The organism is Acinetobacter higginsii, assembly GCF_000369525.1.
Classification (GTDB): Bacteria; Pseudomonadota; Gammaproteobacteria; order Pseudomonadales; family Moraxellaceae; genus Acinetobacter; species Acinetobacter higginsii.
In genome coordinates this window covers 229004-245832 of record NZ_KB850072.1, presented here as the reverse complement: position 1 = coordinate 245832, position 16829 = coordinate 229004, and the positions used below count along the sequence as shown (strand labels likewise).

Genomic DNA, 16829 nt, shown 5'->3' with positions numbered 1-16829 from the left:
TTCGGCTTTTTATTGATTGATTTCAAAATAATGTGTCAACTCAATGCTATTAGGTAACTCATCAAATTCCGTAAGTTTTTGATGCGTCTCAGCCCAACTGGTTTTGGAGTTCGCACAAAAATTTAACTCAAGCTCTGCAATAAAATCCTCCTGAACCAGTCCCAAAGGAATCCACATCACCTTTGGGTTGATCGTTAGTGCATTCGGTACAGGTGATCCACATTGCCGACAGAAACTACTATTAAAACCGGTATCTTTAATATAAGTCTGAATCAACTGCTCGCCTTGCTGCCATTGAAATGATTCCATCTGCACAAAGGTGGAGGCATTCGATGCAGCTCCACTCTGCTTGCGGCATAGGCTGCAATAACAACGATACATCATTTTGATTTTTGTCAGATGGAACTGAAAGCTGATCGCCCCACACAAACAAGCCCCTGTAAATTGTATCTTCTGATGATTTGCTCTCATCAATAATGATCCTTATTGTTGTTATTTGATTAAGCTTGGCTCAAATGCTGTAATGAATCCCAAGCCGCTTGTGCCAGTATTTCCCGATAAGCCGTTGGACTGGTCAACACTTTTTCAGACAACCAAGCACGGCAATAACTTTCACTGGCACCGATCACCAAAGACATCATCAACTCTGCTGGCACTGATTTTAATAAACTGGCATCGGCATAGTTGGAAATATGCGCGATGATGTGTTGATTTCTGAGTTTATTTTTGTCATTTAAGACTTGTCGATATTCACCCTGTCGCACACTCAGATGAGCGAGCAAAAGAAATTGCGCAAATTTGGGCTGATCAGAAACCCAGTCGGTATAACTATAAATCAGCGCATAGAGCAATTCTTTGAGTGTTTTTGCTTGTTGTAAATACTGATCACGTAGCTGCGCCTGATCATCCAATGCAGCAAACACCAGTGCTGCAATCACGCCTTCTTTGTTTTTAAAATGATGATAAATCGCACCGACACTGCTCTCTGACTTCGCTCGAATCATGTCGATACTGGTCGTTTCCAGACCATATTCAAGAAAACAGGACAAGGCATCCGATAAAATCTGGCGTTTTAATAAGGATCTACGTTGTGGATATAAACGTTCTAATAATTGCTGAGCTGCCTGCATGCTTTCATCAAAATGACCAATAATCGGAACTATTGTGTATGACTTGACCACAGCTTGTAAACAGAATTATATTCTGTAAAAGAATTTAATTCTGTTAAAGGAAGCTTCATCATGACCTCAACGCTAGATCTATGGAACAAAGTCTCTGTCTTACCTGCAGGTAAATGGACATTCACCCGAATGTTGTGCCTTAAAGCGCCGTATTTCAGTAGTATTTCCCCGCTGTTTGAAGAACTTAAACCTAAGGCCTGCAAAATTAGTATCAAGAAAAAACGGAGCGTGTTGAATCATATTGGTACGGTACATGCAATCGCGATGTGTAACATGGCAGAACTTGCAGGTGGAACCATGACTGAAGTGACTGTACCCACAACCCATCGTTGGATTCCCAAAGGCATGGCGGTTGAATATTTAAAGAAGGCTGAAACTGATCTGATTGCGATTGCTAGCCCTGTTGATGAGCATTACGATTGGGACAAAGCAGGTGAATATCTGGTGAATGTTGATGTACTCGATCAACACCATGAAAAAGTATTCCATGCCACCATTACCATGTGGATTTCCAAAAAGAAGAAATAAAATAAAAAAGCCCTGAAGCATATGCATACAGGGCTTTTCTAGGTGTTACGGCTTACTTTTTAAAAGGCAGTGCATATTTAAAAATACGCCCAACCACTTCACCAAACTGCTTCACAAAGCTGGCATTGTTATAATGCAGGCCATATTTCTCACACACCGCCTGTACTTTCGGTGCAACTTGACGATAGCGACGTGCAGGAATATCAGGGAATAAATGATGCTCAATTTGATGACTCAAATGTCCCGTTAAGATATGAAAGGCTTCTGAACCAGTCAGATTGGATGAACCACGGATCTGACGCATATACCAGTGACCACGGCTTTCATCTTGCAATACGGCTTTTGGGAATACTTCAACATCTTTGGTAAAGTGACCACAGAAAATAATACTGAATGTCCAGACATTGCGAATCCCGTTCGCCACCAAGTTACCAGTAAATACCGGAATCGCTGCAGGTCCCGCAATCAATGGAAAGAACACATAGTCCTTAAACATTTGCTTGAGGATTTTCTTTTGCGCAGGCTGCCATTCGCGTTTGAATTGTGCCATGGTTTTACGCTTATACAGCACCTTACCCAATTCAAGATTTTGAACTGCGACCCCCCATTGGAATAACAGGCTAAATGGCACAATATAGATCGGCTGAATTAAAGTGAACTTTGACCAGCGCTGTTCAGGGAACAAACGGAATACGCCATAACCGACATCATCATCCATGCCTTTTACATTGGTATAGGTATGATGTTTATAGTTATGGGTTTGACGCCAGTTATCCGAGGTTCCCACCGTATCCCATTCATAGGTTTGACCATTAAACTTCGGATCATTCATCCAGTCATACTGACCGTGCATGACATTGTGGCCCAACTCCATATTTTCCATGATTTTGGCGAAACCGAGTAAGCCTGTTCCAAGTAACCATGCTGGAGGAAACCAGCCTAGAAATAAACAGGCACGTCCAGCCAAACTGCTATATCGAATGGTGGAATAGACACGGCGGATATATTTGGCATCTTTCTCGCCTAAATCGTCTAATACTTCTTGTTTGATTTGATCGAGTTCACGAGCAAAAGCATCTAATTCTGCAGCAGTTAAATCACGATTTTTGGGATTTTTAAAAAATTCCATCTTAACAGGCATGTTCATAATCAATTACTCTCTTATAGATCAATCACAAGATCAGACTGGGCTGAATTGACACAAATTTTTAATAGCTGTGTTGGTTCATTATTGGCGGCACCATTCAATAAATTTTTGGTTGCGCCTTGTGCTTTATTACAGGCACATTTATTACAAATCCCCATACGGCAACCATGATTTGGCTTGATGCCTTGATGTTCTAAGCTAGACAGAATCGATTGGCCTTTAGGAATGGCAATGGTCTTATTGGATTGCGTCAACGTGACATTCACAAAGCCCGTGTCCGTCGCATCTACATCAAATTGACTCAAGCTAAAAGCTTCTGTTTGTAAGGCTGCAGCGTCTTGGAACAAACGTTCTGCTGTTGCCGCAAAACCCGATGGTCCACAGGCATAGACTGTGGTTTCAGCTAAATCACGAATTTGATCAACATGACTTTGATTCAAACGTTGATCTTGTTCTTGGGTATAAAAAATTTGGGCACTAAAATTTGAAAAATTTTCAGATACTTCTTTCAAATATTCTGCATAAGCTGCATCAGCATAGGTTTTGACCCAATACATCAATTGGACGGATGTTGTATCCAATTGTTTTGACTGACATAACGCTTCAATCAAACTCAGCATCGGGGTGATACCACTCCCCGCTGCCAGCAATACTAAATGTGGTGTTGCAACGGTCTGCTGCATCTCACCATAAGGCTGTCCTAAACGTAAGATATCCCCGGTTTGGCTACCCTCAACCAACCAAGAACTGACTAGGCCTTGATCCACTTTTTTTACGGTTAAACAGAGATGATCGGCATCCACCTGCATCAAGCTATAGGTACGCTCGTAGTGGCGACCAGCAATATCAACCGTCACAGGATGATGCTGTCCAGCAACACCACGAGCAACATGTCGGTTGCATTGCAAAATAAGACTGACGGTGTCTTTTGCCACGATTTGTTTTTTTACGATTTTGGCTAGAGACTGATTAATGGACCACAATGGATTGATTTTCTGTAACCAAAAATTGGCATCATGGCTGTTCATCACACTGTGAGCCAACGAATTAAATAGAGAATTTCTCTTTTCAATTGCTTGCATGAGCAGGTTTACTCTGGTTGTTTGCTAATTATTATACATATGTATATATATTTGTATATACACTCGTATAAGAATTTACATTTCACAAGTCCACTGACAATCGCTATAATCCCGATTAGCTTACTTATATATTGAAAACAATGGTTCATTCTTCTTTTTTACCGCTCGGTCATGACAACTTAAACGAACAAGATGTCATTCCTATGAAATCTCCTGTGCGCTCAGTAGGTAGAAAAGCAACCATTACCAAAGAAGAGTTGTTTCAAGCCACACTCAACTTGATTGGCCCGCAAAAAAGTATCGCCTCGCTCAGCTTACGTGAAATTGCACGCGAAGCAGGTATTGCACCAAATAGTTTCTATCGTCATTTCAAAGATATTGATGAACTGGCAATTGCATTGATTGATCAATCGGGTTTGGTACTGCGCCGTATTATTCGTGAAGCACGTTTACAGGCCTCAAAGCAGCAAAGCATTATCCGCAGTTCGGTTGAAGTGTTTATTCAACAATTGAATACCGATGAAGGCAACCTGAGTTTGTTATTACGTGAAGGTTATACCGGCTCGACCTCATATAAGGCAGCAGTTGACCGTCAACTCAACTTCTTTCAGCAAGAGCTTCAAGAAGACCTGATTCGTTTAGAGCGTTTAAATAACAGTAAGCTCAGTCATGCTGATCTTGCAGCCAAAGCCATCACCCAATTGGTGTTCAATATGGGCGCAAAAGTGCTGGATCTGCCTGCGGAACAACGGACTGAAGTGGCAGAGCAAACCATGGTCATGATTCGTATGATTTTAGAAGGCGCGCGTCATATCAATGAAATGGAAATTGATTAATTGTTCGCAGCGCAATAGGATAGATGTCATCAAAATCATATGTTTGTTCTTTAACATAACAACAACTTAAACTAGGCATCTAGATCATGAATCTACTCAGTGACCGTCAAAGTATCATCGCCAGCTTTATCCTGATGGCTTTGTTTTTAATGATGGTCATTCCCCTGCATTTACTTCCGAGTTTTTTTGCAGGTTTTCTGGTCTTTGAAATTATTAACAGTTTAAGTTCGATTGTTGAAAAACATATTGATGGTCAACGCGCACGTATCTTTATCAGTATTATTCTGGGTATTCTAACCACGTTCCTGATTGGCTTTTTTATTACCAGTCTGATCAGCTTTGTGATCTATGATTTAAAAGGGACTGGACTAAATTCTTTTAACTTTAAGATCGATCAAACACTGATTAAATTCCAAGAGGAAATGAGTCATTACCTGCCAGGTTATTTGCCGCATAGCGTGGCAGATATCAAGAACCAGATCCTGTCTTTTATCAAAAATAATATTTCGATCGTCAAAAATACAGGGACCGATATTCTGCATAATTTGGCGACGATGGTGATTGGTCTGATTGTCGGGATTTTGGTGTCGATCCAGAATTTTAAACAACATGCGCCACAACCTGCGTTTAAAGCGGCTGTGCTGCATCGTATTCAGAAGCTTTCCGTTTCGTTTAAAAATGTGGTCTTTGCGCAAGTGAAAATTTCGCTGATCAATACCGCATTATTTATGATCTTTGTCTTTATCGTTCTGCCGATCTTTAATATCCATTTACCTTTTGCCAAGACCCTGACCATTCTGACCTTTATTTTTGGTCTACTGCCGATTATTGGTAATCTGATTTCAAATACCTTGATCATTATGGCGGGCTTGACCATATCCTTGTCTGTGGCGGCAATCGCATTGGCCTATCTCGTGATCATTCATAAGCTGGAATACTTCGTCAATGCTAAAATCATTGGCACCAAAATCAATGCCAGTGCATGGGAGGTATTATTGGCGATGCTCATTTTCGAGTCGATTTTTGGACTCAGCGGTCTGATTGTTGCGCCTATTTTCTATGCCTATATCAAACTGGAATGTAAAGATGCAGGGCTGATTTAAGCTATTTTTTAACAATTCGAAAAGAAGTCTAACAGATGGAAGCATCATTCCATCTGAATCAAAACCAATAAAATCAAAAACAAAATTGATGATAAGCAAACTTACAAAAGCCTAGAAAACAAAAACACTCAAGCCCCAATTCAAGCGATAAGCTAGCCAAGAAATGAATGGTTTTTATTTACGATGTTTCATCACATTATAATTGAATGAGGTAACTATGAATTCTTCAACAGCGAAAGCTTTAAAAGTATATACACGTAATAATTTAGATGACTCAATTAAAGAGTCCACGGTAAAAATCTTAAATCAAATCCTTGCCAACCTGATTGATCTGTCCTTATTAACCAAGCAGGCGCACTGGAACATGCGGGGTAGCAACTTTATTGCAGTGCATGAAATGTTAGATACCTTCCGCACTTCATTGATCACCCATTTGGACAATGTCGCAGAGCGTGCGGTACAGATCGGTGGAACCGCATTAGGAACAACGCAGACCGTTGCAGAAACATCACACCTCAAGCCATATCCTGTGGCGATTCACGCGGTACAAGACCACTTAAAAGAACTGGCAGATCGTTATGGTGTGGTTGCCAACCATTTGCGCGATACCATTGATGAAATTCAAGATCCGATTTCCGAAGATATTATCCATGCTGCACTCGAAGATCTGGATCAATATTTATGGTTCTTGGAAGCCAATATTGATCACTAAATCAATAGATAAAAAAAAGAGGACCTTCATTGTCCTCTTTTTTATTGTCGCTTAAATTAAGGCTTAACCACAACCAAGACCTGAATCGCTTCTGGTGTTACCGACAAACCATCTAAGAGGCCTAAACCTTCTTTCTGGAATTTCTGTAAGCGCTCGATTTCATCTTGGCGAATACTTGGATTGAATTGCTTGAGATAACTTAAACGGTCAATTTCATATTGCCATTTACCACTGTAGTGCTCTTTAGCCTGTTGCATTAATTCAGGCAATGATCCCTTGGCAATCTCTAAAGCTTGCACATAACGTGACTCAATCACTTCACGGCGTGCTTTCACCACTTGACGGCAACTATTGCCATCTAGGTGATGCAGATATGGACGTAAAATGCTTGGGTCAATCTTGGCAGACAAGTCCTGACCATTTTCACTGAGCAATACACGAATCAATTGTTTCGGCAAACTTGATGGCAAGTTCAATGCCTTCGGCGCAACTACATCAACCTTAAACCACACTTCCAACAAGACTGAACCTTGTTTCAAAGCATTCGACTTCAATAAGGCTACATTGGTACTACCGAATGATTGTGTGCGGATCATTTCCATCACACTTTCAATGAACGGATGTTCCAAAGTCAAATATTGTGCATCTTCACGGATTTGTGCCTGATCACGATAGAAGGTCGCAGTCATGCCTTCTTCATCCAAGGTGATTCCTTGAACTTGCATTTGATCAGTCGGCTTGATGATCACGGTACCATTGCTTTGCTCATCAAAATCAATATTGGTTGATGACATGAAACGCTTCACGAACATTGGCAAAGTGGTGTTGTCATCATAATCTTCAAGTGCTTGTACAATGCCTTGTGCAACCACTGGACGACAAGAGTTGTACTCAAGCAAACGATCACGACCAGCCTGTAATTCAGCTTCCAAGGCTTGACGCTGTACATTCACTTCTTCAAGTAAATCTTCAAACGTCTGACCTTGATCGGCCAATAAGCAATCTTTCAATTCAACAATAAAATTCTCTTGTAACGTTTGTGCCGTTGGAGAAATACTGCTGAAAATATTGAGCGCTTCGTTATACCAACGGAACATACGTTCTTGTGCTGTACCCATCAGATACGGCACATGGATTTGAATACGGTTTTCCTGACCAATACGGTCCAGACGACCAATACGTTGTTCCAATACGTCAGGATTTGCAGGCAGATCAAATAAGATCAAATCACTGGCAAACTGGAAGTTACGCCCTTCTGAACCAATTTCCGAACACAACAGGATTTGAGCGCCATAACTGTCTTCTGCAAAATATGCCGCAGCTTGGTCACGCTCTAATAGACTCATGCCCTCATGGAACATGGCAGTACGAATACCGGCATGTAAACGTAGAACATTTTCCAATGCTTCTACCACTGGCCCGCTACGCGCGATCAATAACACTTTTTTGTGCTTTAATTCTTTACGCAGCACTTCCATCAACCAAGGCACACGCGGATCATTTTCCATCCATGCGCCATCCAATTGACCTTCTTCAGGCCACATTTGCTCACGCATTTTGCCATCAAATGACCAGTCTTCTGGTGCTGGTAAAGGTGCTGGCTGGCAATCACGACCTGGGAAGCCTTGAATCGCTTCACGGGTGTTACGGAACAGGATACGACCTGTGCCGTGACGGTCTAATAATTCATGAATCGCACGCATACGCTGTTCAGGCTGATCATCAATACGATGACCCAATAAACCGTCCAGTGCAGCAAGATGCTCTTCTGTTAATGCTTGGTCAGACATCAACACTTCTGCAATTTTTGCAGTATGTTGATATTGTTCTTCTTCATCAAGAAAACGATCTAGACTGCTGAAACGTTGCGGATCGAGTAAACGAAGACGGGCAAAATGGCTTTCAACGCCTAATTGCTCAGGTGTTGCTGTGAGCAGTAACACACCTGCTGTTTGTTCAGCCAACTCTTCAACAAGATCATAACGATCATTGCCACCCTCTTCTTCACTCCACATCAAATGATGGGCTTCATCGACCACCAATAGATCAAAACCTGCTTCCATAGCCTGCTCACGCAAGTCATCGTGGTCAACCATCAGGTCGACGCTGGCAATAATGCATTGCTCAGTCAAGAATGGATTCAGATCAGGATCATGTTCTTTAATCGAAGCAGTACGAGTTAAGTCGAACAGAGAGAATTGCAAATTGAAACGGCGGCGCATTTCAATCATCCACTGATATTGCAATGAATCAGGGACTAAAATCAGGATGCGTTCTGAACGACCTGTTTTAAGTTGTTGATGAATGATTAAACCTGCTTCAATGGTTTTGCCCAAGCCAACTTCATCGGCCAATAAAACACGCGGAGCAAAACGCTTACCCACTTCATGTGCAATATAAAGCTGGTGTGGAATCAAGCCTACACGCGCACCAAGAAAACCACGTAAAGGGCTAGTGTGCATTTGCGCTTGCAACAACATCGCTTCAATACGTAGGTCATACCATTCTTTATAATCAACTTGACTGGCTAACAGACGCTCTAAAGGTTTTGACAACTGAATCTGCGCACCGATACGGGTTTCATTCAGTGACTTACGTTCTTGTTCGCCATTTTCAAGGCTACGGACCACATCATAACGCAGTACGCCATGACGATCTTCAATCGACTCAACAGTCCACTTAATGCCTTCTTGGTCTTGTACTTCATCATTAACATTAAAGATGATGCGAGATAAAGGCGCATTGTTACGTGCATAGACACGAGTTTCATCACTTTTAGGGAATAAAATGCTGATAGAACGTTCATCTACATCAATAAGAACCCCTAAACCGAGTTCAGTTTCAGTATCTGATAACCAACGTTGACCAATAGCAAACTGCTGCAATTTTTCCACCTTTATCTCAAGTTAGCCTACATATTTTATGCCCTGACCCAAATAAAAGTTAAGGCATTTTATGTAGTTTTCAACGATGTATTTTGACACAAAGCGCAATCAAATAGCGTGCATCACATCGTGTTTCATAAAAAAGTTTTTAGACTAAAACGGCACTGCACAATCAAAGCTGAGTTGTGCGCCTGTTTTAGGATGCGCAAAGCTCAATTGCGTTGCATGTAAACACAAACGCGCATAAAGCTGTTGCTGTTCTGGCGTGGCATATAAGGTATCGCCTAGAATCGGATGACCTAAATATTGCATATGCACACGAAGCTGATGTGAACGCCCTGTAATCGGAATCAATTGAACTCGAGTTACAGCTTGTCCTTGAATTTCTAAATGTTCGATCGCTTGCCATTCAGTTAATGCCGGCTTGTGATAAGAGGCATCCACAATATGCAAGGGTGGACGGCTTGGGTCATAGATCACAGGAATATCGACGGTGCCCTGACCTTCTAAATGTCCTGCAACCAAAGCCTGATAAATTTTTGAGGTTTGACGATCTTGAAATTGACGCGAAATATTGCTTTGTCCAAATTTGGATAAACCAAACACCAAGATGCCAGAGGTATCGCGATCTAAACGATGAATCAGTAAAGTTTTTGGTTCTAATTCTAATAAACGATTGATTAAACAATCTTGTAAATCAGGTGTTTTCCCCGGCACAGTAAGTAAGCCTGCAGGTTTATGGATGACCATAAAATCTTCATCACGATGAATCAAATGTTCACTTAGAAAATCATTCAAGGTAGCCTTCCAACGACTGGATGAAAACAAGCGGGCAATCATAAAAAGCTTGGCGCTGAATTACAATGCATGACACGTATTTTTACTATTTTTTTTCGTGTTTCTCTCGATATTTCATCCAGAATCGAAGTTAAATGATGATTTAGGTCTGTTGCTCTAGAAATTGTTGAATCGCATGTTGAGCAATTTCTGCATCTTGAAAAGATTGTACACCCGACACCCCCACAGCTCCAACAACCTGCCCTTGATAAACAATCGGCTCACCACCTTCTAACATGCCTTTTGCTGCATTGATCGTTAAAAAGCCGATCTTACCATCACGGATCATATCTTCGGATGCTTTGGTGGTTCTTCGGCTGACCGCAGCAGATTGTGCTTTTTCTTGGCAAATCTGTGTCGATAATACCGATGCGCCATCCATACGCTTCATCATTAATAAGGTTCCACCGTCATCGACAACTGCAATGCTGACATTAAAGCTGTGCGCTGTTGCATATTGCAATGCTGCGTCAACTAAAATTTCCACATCAGCGGACGTTAAATAATGTTTAGTTTTCATGTTTTACTCCATTCCTATGGGTTTCTTATAAAAAGCTTTTAGATATGATACAACTGCAATCCACAGCTTACGTAAGCCCAAAGCACAGCCTAAGACCAACGCAAATATAGTTTACTATTCAAGCATTATTTCACCTTGCGGTACAGTAAAGATTGTTTATCTTTGCGCTTCGTCGCTGCGGTTTATCATACGAACAGTTGGGAACTCGCTAAGATTCCGTTACGATCATCTATTATTTTTAAACCAGTTAAGCTCTCTATTTAGCTCAAGTAAAATGCGCCCATAAAAAAGCCCGAACAAATCGGGCTTCTGTATGCATCACAGCGTTATTTCATTTCTGCAAATGTTTCTTTTGCTGCCTGAATGGTCTCTGCAATATCTTGATCTGAATGCATAGACGAGATAAATCCGGCTTCAAATGCAGATGGAGCAAGATAGACACCACGCTTTAACATACCGTGGAAGAATTTCTTAAATGCTTCAACATCACAGGCTAACATTGAATCAAAGCTGGTAATGTCCTCTTGATCGGTGAAATACAAGCCGAACATGCCACCCACTTGCTGGGTTTTAAATGGAATACCCGCTTCATCTGCCGCAGCCTGTAAGCCCGCAAGTAATTTGGCGAGCTGTGCAGCCAGCTTGTCATAAAACTCTGGTTCACGCAGATGCTTGAACATCGCAATACCTGCACGCATTGCCAATGGATTCCCTGACAATGTCCCTGCTTGATAAACACCACCTAAAGGTGCGATGCATTCCATGATTTCACGTTTACCACCAAAAGCACCAACCGGTAAGCCCGCACCAATGATTTTACCCAACGTGGTCAAATCAGGTTTAACCTTATAGACCGATTGTGCACCGCCTAAAGCAACACGGAAACCTGTCATTACTTCATCAATGATAAAGACAGATTTGTATTCATCACAGACATCACGAATCGCTTGCAAGAAACCATCGATTGGCGTCACTAGATTCATGTTGCCGGCAACAGGTTCAATGATGACACCCGCAATCTCATGACCAAACTTGCTAAAGCATTCTTTCAATGCCTCAATATTGTTATACGGGAGCGTTAAGGTATGTTTAGCAAAATCAGCTGGTACACCTTTTGAAGTTGGCTCACCTTCACCAAGCGTCAATAACCCTGACCCAGCTTTTACCAATAATGAGTCTGAATGGCCGTGGTAGCAGCCTTCAAATTTCACAATCTTGTCACGACCGGTATAACCACGTGCCAGACGAATCGCGGTCATGGTTGCTTCTGTACCTGAGCTGGTCATACGTACCAATTCAATTGAAGGCATGATCTCGCAAATGGTGTCTGCCAAAGTGGTTTCATAGACCGTTGGCGCACCAAAACTTAGGCCATCTTCCGCAGCAGTCTGTACCGCTTGAATAATATCAGGATGTGCATGACCTAAAATCATTGGTCCCCATGAACCGACATAGTCCACATAACGCTTACCATCGACATCCCACAAGTACGCCCCTTTTGCCTTTTCGATAAAGACAGGCGTACCACCAACACCGTTAAATGCACGTACAGGTGAATTTACGCCACCTGGAATATGTTTATTTGCTTGTTTAAATAGCTGTTCTTGCTTTGGAGATAAGCTCATAAAAGACTCAACCTAGAATCGAGGACGAGGAACGCTGTGGTTCCGAGAAACAATAAAAGTTCCGCGAAGCGGATACATATAATTAGTCAAATAACGTTGCCCATGCATTTACACGAGCAGGAATTTCGGCTGTTGATCGTCCTAATATATCACTAATTACGGCACAAAGGCTCGCCCCAGCCTCAATCACCACTTGAGAATTTTCAACCGTCAGACCACCAATCGCACAAATCGGCACAGCAAACTTTTGTTTCGCCTGTTTGATGACTTCAATCCCAACATTACCCGCTTCAGGTTTAGTTGAGGTTGCATAGACTGCACCAAAGGCCACATAAGTTGCACCATCAGCAATCGCCTTTTCAGCCAATTCCAGTGAATTTAAGCAGGTACGACCAATAATCACACCTTGGGGTAAGCGTGCAGCCGCATCACTTATTTCACCATCAGATTGTCCAAGATGCACACCTAAACCAAATTGTTCCGCCAGTGCTAAATCATCATTAATGACAAATGGGACTTGATGCTTTTCACAGAGTGCTTTGATCTGCTCGACTTCACTTGGCTGATCTGCTTTTGCGACTTTCTTACGACGATATTGCAGAATCGCAACCTGTCCTGTTGCTAGAGCCACATCTAATTTTTCTAATAATAATTGGATTGGATCATCATTGGTGATGAGATAAAGACCGCGCATGAACGTTTCACTATTCACTATAATTACATTAGCCTCAGGGTATATTTTCTTGTTTGAAAATTAAAGATAGTGAGTGTATTTACATCATTAACCGATGCAAATCAGAGCAAATAAAAAAGCTGCTAAAGCAGCTTTTGAAGTATTAAACCAATTTTAAGAATCAATTTTATCAAACTGACGATCAATCAGACTTAAACGACCACGTGCAACGTCTGACAACATGCGCCAATCTGAGATAAAGCTATACAGCGGCTGTTTAAAGCTGGCAGGCTTATTATGTTCAAAGAAAAAATGCCCAACCCAAGCACAAGCATAGCCTGATACCAAACCATACAACGCATATTTTGCCTGACGTTTACGAATCGCTTTACTAAAGAAATATAAACCGACCGAGCTGCCTGCGACGTGCAAACGACGGCTGGCAATACTGCGATGTTCTGTTAAATAAAAGTGATAAAATTCATCATAGTTTTTAATAGGTAATGAAAATTCCACTGGCTTGGTAATATTCGCTGGTGCATTCATTTTTAGATCATCCTAATCGTGCAAGACTCTCCACACGTTAATGCATTTTCTGTACAAAATAAAGTCATTGCGTGCCATCCTTTCCAAGCTTAAAACAACTTTACAATGATTTTTGAGATCAACAAGTTATACTAAGTTTTGTCTATATCATTCTCGGTGGTCAGGAGTCATAACATCATGGAAATAGAGCTAAAATTTCAACTCCCTGAATCTAAGAAAAAAAGTGTGTTACAAGTTTTAAGCAAACAGAAAGCACAAAAAATTCAGCTACAAGCAAAATACTATGATACCGCTGACCGTTTACTGGCAAAAAATTATGTTGCGATTCGTCTGCGTCAAGAAGGTGAACATTGGGTGCAAACCTTTAAAGCTGCCAGTAAAAACCATTTACAACGCATCGAAGAAGATATTTATTTAGGCAAATGTGCTGAAGAACCTGAACTAGATTTATCTTTATACAAACATAATCAAACCGTCCAAACCGTACTCCGCGATGTTTTAGGTGAAGAGCCTGCTGAACTACAGTTGCAATTTCAAACTGACGTACAGCGTACTTTCCATGTATTCGAGTTTGAGGGGGCTCAAATTGAAGTCTGCTTAGACGATGGCGAAATCCGTACTCCAACCGATCAAGCCAAAATCTGCGAAGTTGAATTTGAATTAAAACAAGGATCAGCACAGTCTCTAATTAATTTTGCCAAAACGTGGGTAGATAAATATCAACTCTGGCTCGATGTGCGCAGTAAGGCTGAACGTGGTAATTTATTGGCTATTGGCAAAACGGTATCCCCTGCCACCAAAGCGAAATCACTAAGCCTAGAGAAAAATGTTAGTGCTGAACAAGCAATCAAACTGATTATCGAAAATACGCTTAATCATATCTTACCCAATGCAGCAGCAATTGCTGACGGTGTAGCCGAAGCGGATCATATTCACCAAGCTCGTGTTGGTTTACGTCGTTTACGTTCTGCTTTAAAGCATTTTTCTAACTGGTCTGCGCAAATTGATCCCACTTGGGAAAGTCAGTTAGCAGATATTTTTAGAGCATTAGGTCAATCACGCGATAATGATGCGATTCAAGATTCTATTATTCCTTTAGTAAAAGAAGTCTGTGATTTTGATTTCCCATTCCCTGAAAATGTTGACAGCAGTGTTTCTCAGTTATTAAGTCACACTAAAACCACACAGCTATTTTTAGCATTACTCAGCTTCACCTATAGTGAGCATGAGTCTAAGTCTAAACTTTCTAAACAAGCAGCTAAAAGCTTAACCAAGCTTTACCAACAGATTCTAAAAGATGCAGCTCAGTTTTCAACTTTAGAAGTTGAGCAACAACATCGTACTCGTAAGCGTGTCAAACAATTGCGTTATTGCATCGACTTTATTGCAGAGATTTATCCTGAAAAAGAGGTTCAACAATTCTTAAATAAGTTACAGCCAATTCAGGAATATTTAGGGTTTTATAATGACCTGTTTGTTGCTGAGCAAATCTTTGAGCAACAAACTGCTGAACACCCGCAGTTTTTATTTGCATTAGGTTGGGTTAAGGCTCAGCAACCACATGTGGCCAAAAAAGCGGATAAAAAGCTTCAAACCCTATCTGCTCAGGATGCTTTTTGGGATGAGAAGCGATAGCTCCACCAAAACAAATTTCCTTAAATCGCTATCGTGCTTGGCGGCATGAATACCGCCACAAATAATCTAAGTCCTACAAAAAGCGGATACTCGGAAACGTCATCAGCAACCTGAGCAAGTCAAAGCGACTAAAGCTTTGACTTAGTGCAAGACAAGCGAAGTGCGTAGTCTATACTCAAGCATAGCTTTCGCCTTGCGGTACGACAAAGATTATTAATCTTTGCGATTCGCACCTCAGGTTTTGCCTACTTTGTCCGAAAACAAAGTAGGAAATCGCCTACGCGAAAACATCCAAACTTTATACAGCTCTTGTGGCTGTGCTATTATTTTTTAATGAAAATTAGAGTGCTAAACTATTTATTCCAATTAAATCATTTACCGATACTTCCCAAAAATCTTCCACGTTCCATTATCCGCAATCGGATCACTATAACTATCATTACGCTGCTTACGTGGCTTATCCCGTGCATCGACTAATTTAAAATGCGGTTCAACACTGAGAATCACCCCATTCATATAAAACCGCGTACGGGTATAGTCATTTTGTCCGTGTTGGAAAACATAAGTTCGTAAATCAATAAACTCACGATGCGCCACCAAAGCAGCTGTATCGTCACTGCCCAACCATTCCTGCATTGCAAAAATCTGATCCGTCTCAAACTGCCCACATTTTTCTAACAAGGCAGCGACACCACGAAAAGTTTTAGATTCTTTAGCGCGTGTTTTATTAATCCGAATCCGATCGACATGCAAGAAAAATAGCGGCAGATTTAAATGACTTGGTAAATGAATTGCATCCACCACTTCATCTTCCATAAAAGGCTGGCATAACTGTTGTGCCCGTTCAATCAAGGGTTGCCATTGTCGATAATACTCATCTACATCTTGTTGCAGCCCATAATAAATCGGCAAGCCTTCAACATTTTCCAAATACTGAGGTGGATAAATATGTTGGCGCAGTAAGGCTATATCTGTTTTTAAGCTTTGAATCGCGATTGCATCTTGCATAGTGATTATTCTAATTGCTTAGGCTATTTTAGATTAAGGCAAAGGTTTAGTTTCGGCAAGGCTTTGTCTATAATGAGGTGTCTTAACTTGTCGCTGGAAAATATCATGTCTCAAAAAATTAACGCCACCGATGTGACGGATGAAGAAGCTTTAAATGCGGTGTTTTTTGAGCGTGCAGATGAATTTATTAAACTTGCCAATGATTTCTGCCGACCACCCAAAGGTCAGCAAGCCAAGCCAGAAGAGTTACGTGGCCAAGTAAGTGCAGCCATGTTATTTGCTACTGCCCGTTTTAATACATGGGTCGCAGCCAATAACTTTAAAGATGGCAATGAAATGCGTGATGCCAAAGAACAAGTCATGTCTTATCTACTGCAACAATTCCAAATGATGTTAGAAGATAATTTTGACGAATATTGTGAACAGTTTGAAAACTACTTACGATTCCGTAAGAACGAAGATTTTCATACCCACAAACATGATCATTAATCTTTGATGCAAAAATAAAGCC

Annotated in this window: 17 protein-coding genes; 6 read left to right on the top strand and 11 right to left on the bottom strand. The window is 41.2% G+C overall.

Going from position 1 to position 16829, the window contains the following annotated elements:
• Nucleotides 1-9: 9 nt before the first annotated feature.
• On the bottom strand, nucleotides 10-471 hold the full coding sequence (locus tag F902_RS07195; protein ID WP_005202309.1) for a GFA family protein: 462 nt from the start codon (nucleotides 469-471) through the stop codon (nucleotides 10-12).
• Between the two features lie 29 nt (nucleotides 472-500).
• Entirely contained in the window at nucleotides 501-1130 is a 630-nt protein-coding gene (locus tag F902_RS07190) for a TetR/AcrR family transcriptional regulator (protein ID WP_017402411.1), read from the bottom strand.
• 111 nt (nucleotides 1131-1241) lie between these two features.
• Between F902_RS07190 and F902_RS07185 the strand changes: the two genes are divergently transcribed.
• Nucleotides 1242-1709, top strand: coding sequence for a hotdog fold domain-containing protein (locus F902_RS07185; RefSeq protein WP_005202306.1), 468 nt, complete (start codon nucleotides 1242-1244; stop codon nucleotides 1707-1709).
• Nucleotides 1710-1761: 52 nt separating this feature from the next.
• Here F902_RS07185 and F902_RS07180 read toward each other — a convergent pair whose 3' ends face one another.
• Together F902_RS07180 and F902_RS07175 are read right to left on the bottom strand one after the other, a co-directional pair.
• The gene (locus F902_RS07180; RefSeq protein ID WP_004801310.1) at nucleotides 1762-2856 is read right to left on the bottom strand and encodes a fatty acid desaturase family protein; all 1095 of its coding nucleotides are present in this window, start codon (nucleotides 2854-2856) and stop codon (nucleotides 1762-1764) included.
• Between the two features lie 14 nt (nucleotides 2857-2870).
• Nucleotides 2871-3938 (bottom strand): ferredoxin reductase, encoded by a 1068-nt coding sequence (locus F902_RS07175; RefSeq protein ID WP_005202304.1) that lies wholly within the window; start codon nucleotides 3936-3938, stop codon nucleotides 2871-2873.
• A 140-nt stretch (nucleotides 3939-4078) separates the two neighbouring features.
• Between F902_RS07175 and fabR the strand changes: the two genes are divergently transcribed.
• The 3 genes from fabR (at nucleotide 4079) to dps (ending at nucleotide 6589) form a co-directional block, all read left to right on the top strand.
• On the top strand, nucleotides 4079-4774 hold the full coding sequence (fabR, locus tag F902_RS07170; RefSeq protein WP_005202301.1) for an HTH-type transcriptional repressor FabR: 696 nt from the start codon (nucleotides 4079-4081) through the stop codon (nucleotides 4772-4774).
• Nucleotides 4775-4860: 86 nt separating this feature from the next.
• Nucleotides 4861-5877, top strand: coding sequence for an AI-2E family transporter (locus F902_RS07165; protein WP_005202300.1), 1017 nt, complete (start codon nucleotides 4861-4863; stop codon nucleotides 5875-5877).
• A 217-nt stretch (nucleotides 5878-6094) separates the two neighbouring features.
• Complete coding sequence (gene dps / locus F902_RS07160) at nucleotides 6095-6589, top strand: DNA starvation/stationary phase protection protein Dps (protein WP_004801316.1); 495 nt, start codon at nucleotides 6095-6097, stop codon at nucleotides 6587-6589.
• Between the two features lie 56 nt (nucleotides 6590-6645).
• Here the strand turns inward: dps and rapA are convergent, their stop codons facing one another.
• The 6 genes from rapA to F902_RS07130 form a co-directional block, all read right to left on the bottom strand.
• Nucleotides 6646-9483: an RNA polymerase-associated protein RapA gene (gene rapA, locus F902_RS07155; protein WP_005202297.1), complete on the bottom strand. Its 2838-nt coding sequence runs from the start codon at nucleotides 9481-9483 to the stop codon at nucleotides 6646-6648.
• A 144-nt stretch (nucleotides 9484-9627) separates the two neighbouring features.
• Nucleotides 9628-10272, bottom strand: a complete 645-nt coding sequence (locus tag F902_RS07150) for an RluA family pseudouridine synthase (RefSeq protein WP_171061135.1) — start codon at nucleotides 10270-10272, stop codon at nucleotides 9628-9630.
• A gap of 142 nt (nucleotides 10273-10414) precedes the next feature.
• A complete protein-coding gene (locus F902_RS07145) occupies nucleotides 10415-10831 on the bottom strand; it encodes a GlcG/HbpS family heme-binding protein (RefSeq protein ID WP_005202294.1) in 417 nt (138 codons plus the stop codon).
• A 326-nt stretch (nucleotides 10832-11157) separates the two neighbouring features.
• Entirely contained in the window at nucleotides 11158-12456 is a 1299-nt protein-coding gene (gene hemL, locus F902_RS07140) for a glutamate-1-semialdehyde 2,1-aminomutase (protein ID WP_005202293.1), read from the bottom strand.
• Between the two features lie 82 nt (nucleotides 12457-12538).
• Entirely contained in the window at nucleotides 12539-13150 is a 612-nt protein-coding gene (gene thiE / locus F902_RS07135) for a thiamine phosphate synthase (RefSeq protein WP_017402408.1), read from the bottom strand.
• 153 nt (nucleotides 13151-13303) lie between these two features.
• Nucleotides 13304-13675 (bottom strand): Mpo1-like protein, encoded by a 372-nt coding sequence (locus tag F902_RS07130; protein WP_005184094.1) that lies wholly within the window; start codon nucleotides 13673-13675, stop codon nucleotides 13304-13306.
• A 177-nt stretch (nucleotides 13676-13852) separates the two neighbouring features.
• Between F902_RS07130 and F902_RS07125 the strand changes: the two genes are divergently transcribed.
• Nucleotides 13853-15310 carry a CYTH and CHAD domain-containing protein gene (locus tag F902_RS07125; protein ID WP_005202291.1) on the top strand — a complete coding sequence of 486 codons (1458 nt, stop codon included), beginning with the start codon at nucleotides 13853-13855 and terminating at the stop codon, nucleotides 15308-15310.
• A gap of 375 nt (nucleotides 15311-15685) precedes the next feature.
• On the opposite strand, the gene F902_RS07120 is transcribed toward F902_RS07125, so the two are convergent.
• A complete protein-coding gene (locus tag F902_RS07120; protein WP_005202290.1) occupies nucleotides 15686-16318 on the bottom strand; it encodes a hypothetical protein in 633 nt (210 codons plus the stop codon).
• A 105-nt stretch (nucleotides 16319-16423) separates the two neighbouring features.
• Here F902_RS07120 and F902_RS07115 point away from each other — a divergent pair, with 105 nt between their 5' ends.
• Nucleotides 16424-16807 carry a DUF3144 domain-containing protein gene (locus F902_RS07115; RefSeq protein ID WP_005202289.1) on the top strand — a complete coding sequence of 128 codons (384 nt, stop codon included), beginning with the start codon at nucleotides 16424-16426 and terminating at the stop codon, nucleotides 16805-16807.
• The last annotated feature ends 22 nt before the right edge of the window (nucleotides 16808-16829 follow it).

Bases quoted from the DNA above. Each gene is read 5' to 3' on its own strand.
- F902_RS07195 (WP_005202309.1), bottom strand. From the start codon at position 471: ATGAGAGCAAATCATCAGAAGATACAATTTACAGGGGCTTGTTTGTGT.
- F902_RS07190 (WP_017402411.1), bottom strand. From the start codon at position 1,130: ATGCAGGCAGCTCAGCAATTATTAGAACGTTTATATCCACAACGTAGA.
- F902_RS07185 (WP_005202306.1), top strand. From the start codon at position 1,242: ATGACCTCAACGCTAGATCTATGGAACAAAGTCTCTGTCTTACCTGCA.
- F902_RS07180 (WP_004801310.1), bottom strand. From the start codon at position 2,856: ATGAACATGCCTGTTAAGATGGAATTTTTTAAAAATCCCAAAAATCGT.
- F902_RS07175 (WP_005202304.1), bottom strand. From the start codon at position 3,938: ATGCAAGCAATTGAAAAGAGAAATTCTCTATTTAATTCGTTGGCTCAC.
- fabR (WP_005202301.1), top strand. From the start codon at position 4,079: ATGGTTCATTCTTCTTTTTTACCGCTCGGTCATGACAACTTAAACGAA.
- F902_RS07165 (WP_005202300.1), top strand. From the start codon at position 4,861: ATGAATCTACTCAGTGACCGTCAAAGTATCATCGCCAGCTTTATCCTG.
- dps (WP_004801316.1), top strand. From the start codon at position 6,095: ATGAATTCTTCAACAGCGAAAGCTTTAAAAGTATATACACGTAATAAT.
- F902_RS07145 (WP_005202294.1), bottom strand. From the start codon at position 10,831: ATGAAAACTAAACATTATTTAACGTCCGCTGATGTGGAAATTTTAGTT.
- hemL (WP_005202293.1), bottom strand. From the start codon at position 12,456: ATGAGCTTATCTCCAAAGCAAGAACAGCTATTTAAACAAGCAAATAAA.
- thiE (WP_017402408.1), bottom strand. From the start codon at position 13,150: ATGCGCGGTCTTTATCTCATCACCAATGATGATCCAATCCAATTATTA.
- F902_RS07130 (WP_005184094.1), bottom strand. From the start codon at position 13,675: ATGAATGCACCAGCGAATATTACCAAGCCAGTGGAATTTTCATTACCT.
- F902_RS07125 (WP_005202291.1), top strand. From the start codon at position 13,853: ATGGAAATAGAGCTAAAATTTCAACTCCCTGAATCTAAGAAAAAAAGT.
- F902_RS07120 (WP_005202290.1), bottom strand. From the start codon at position 16,318: ATGCAAGATGCAATCGCGATTCAAAGCTTAAAAACAGATATAGCCTTA.
- F902_RS07115 (WP_005202289.1), top strand. From the start codon at position 16,424: ATGTCTCAAAAAATTAACGCCACCGATGTGACGGATGAAGAAGCTTTA.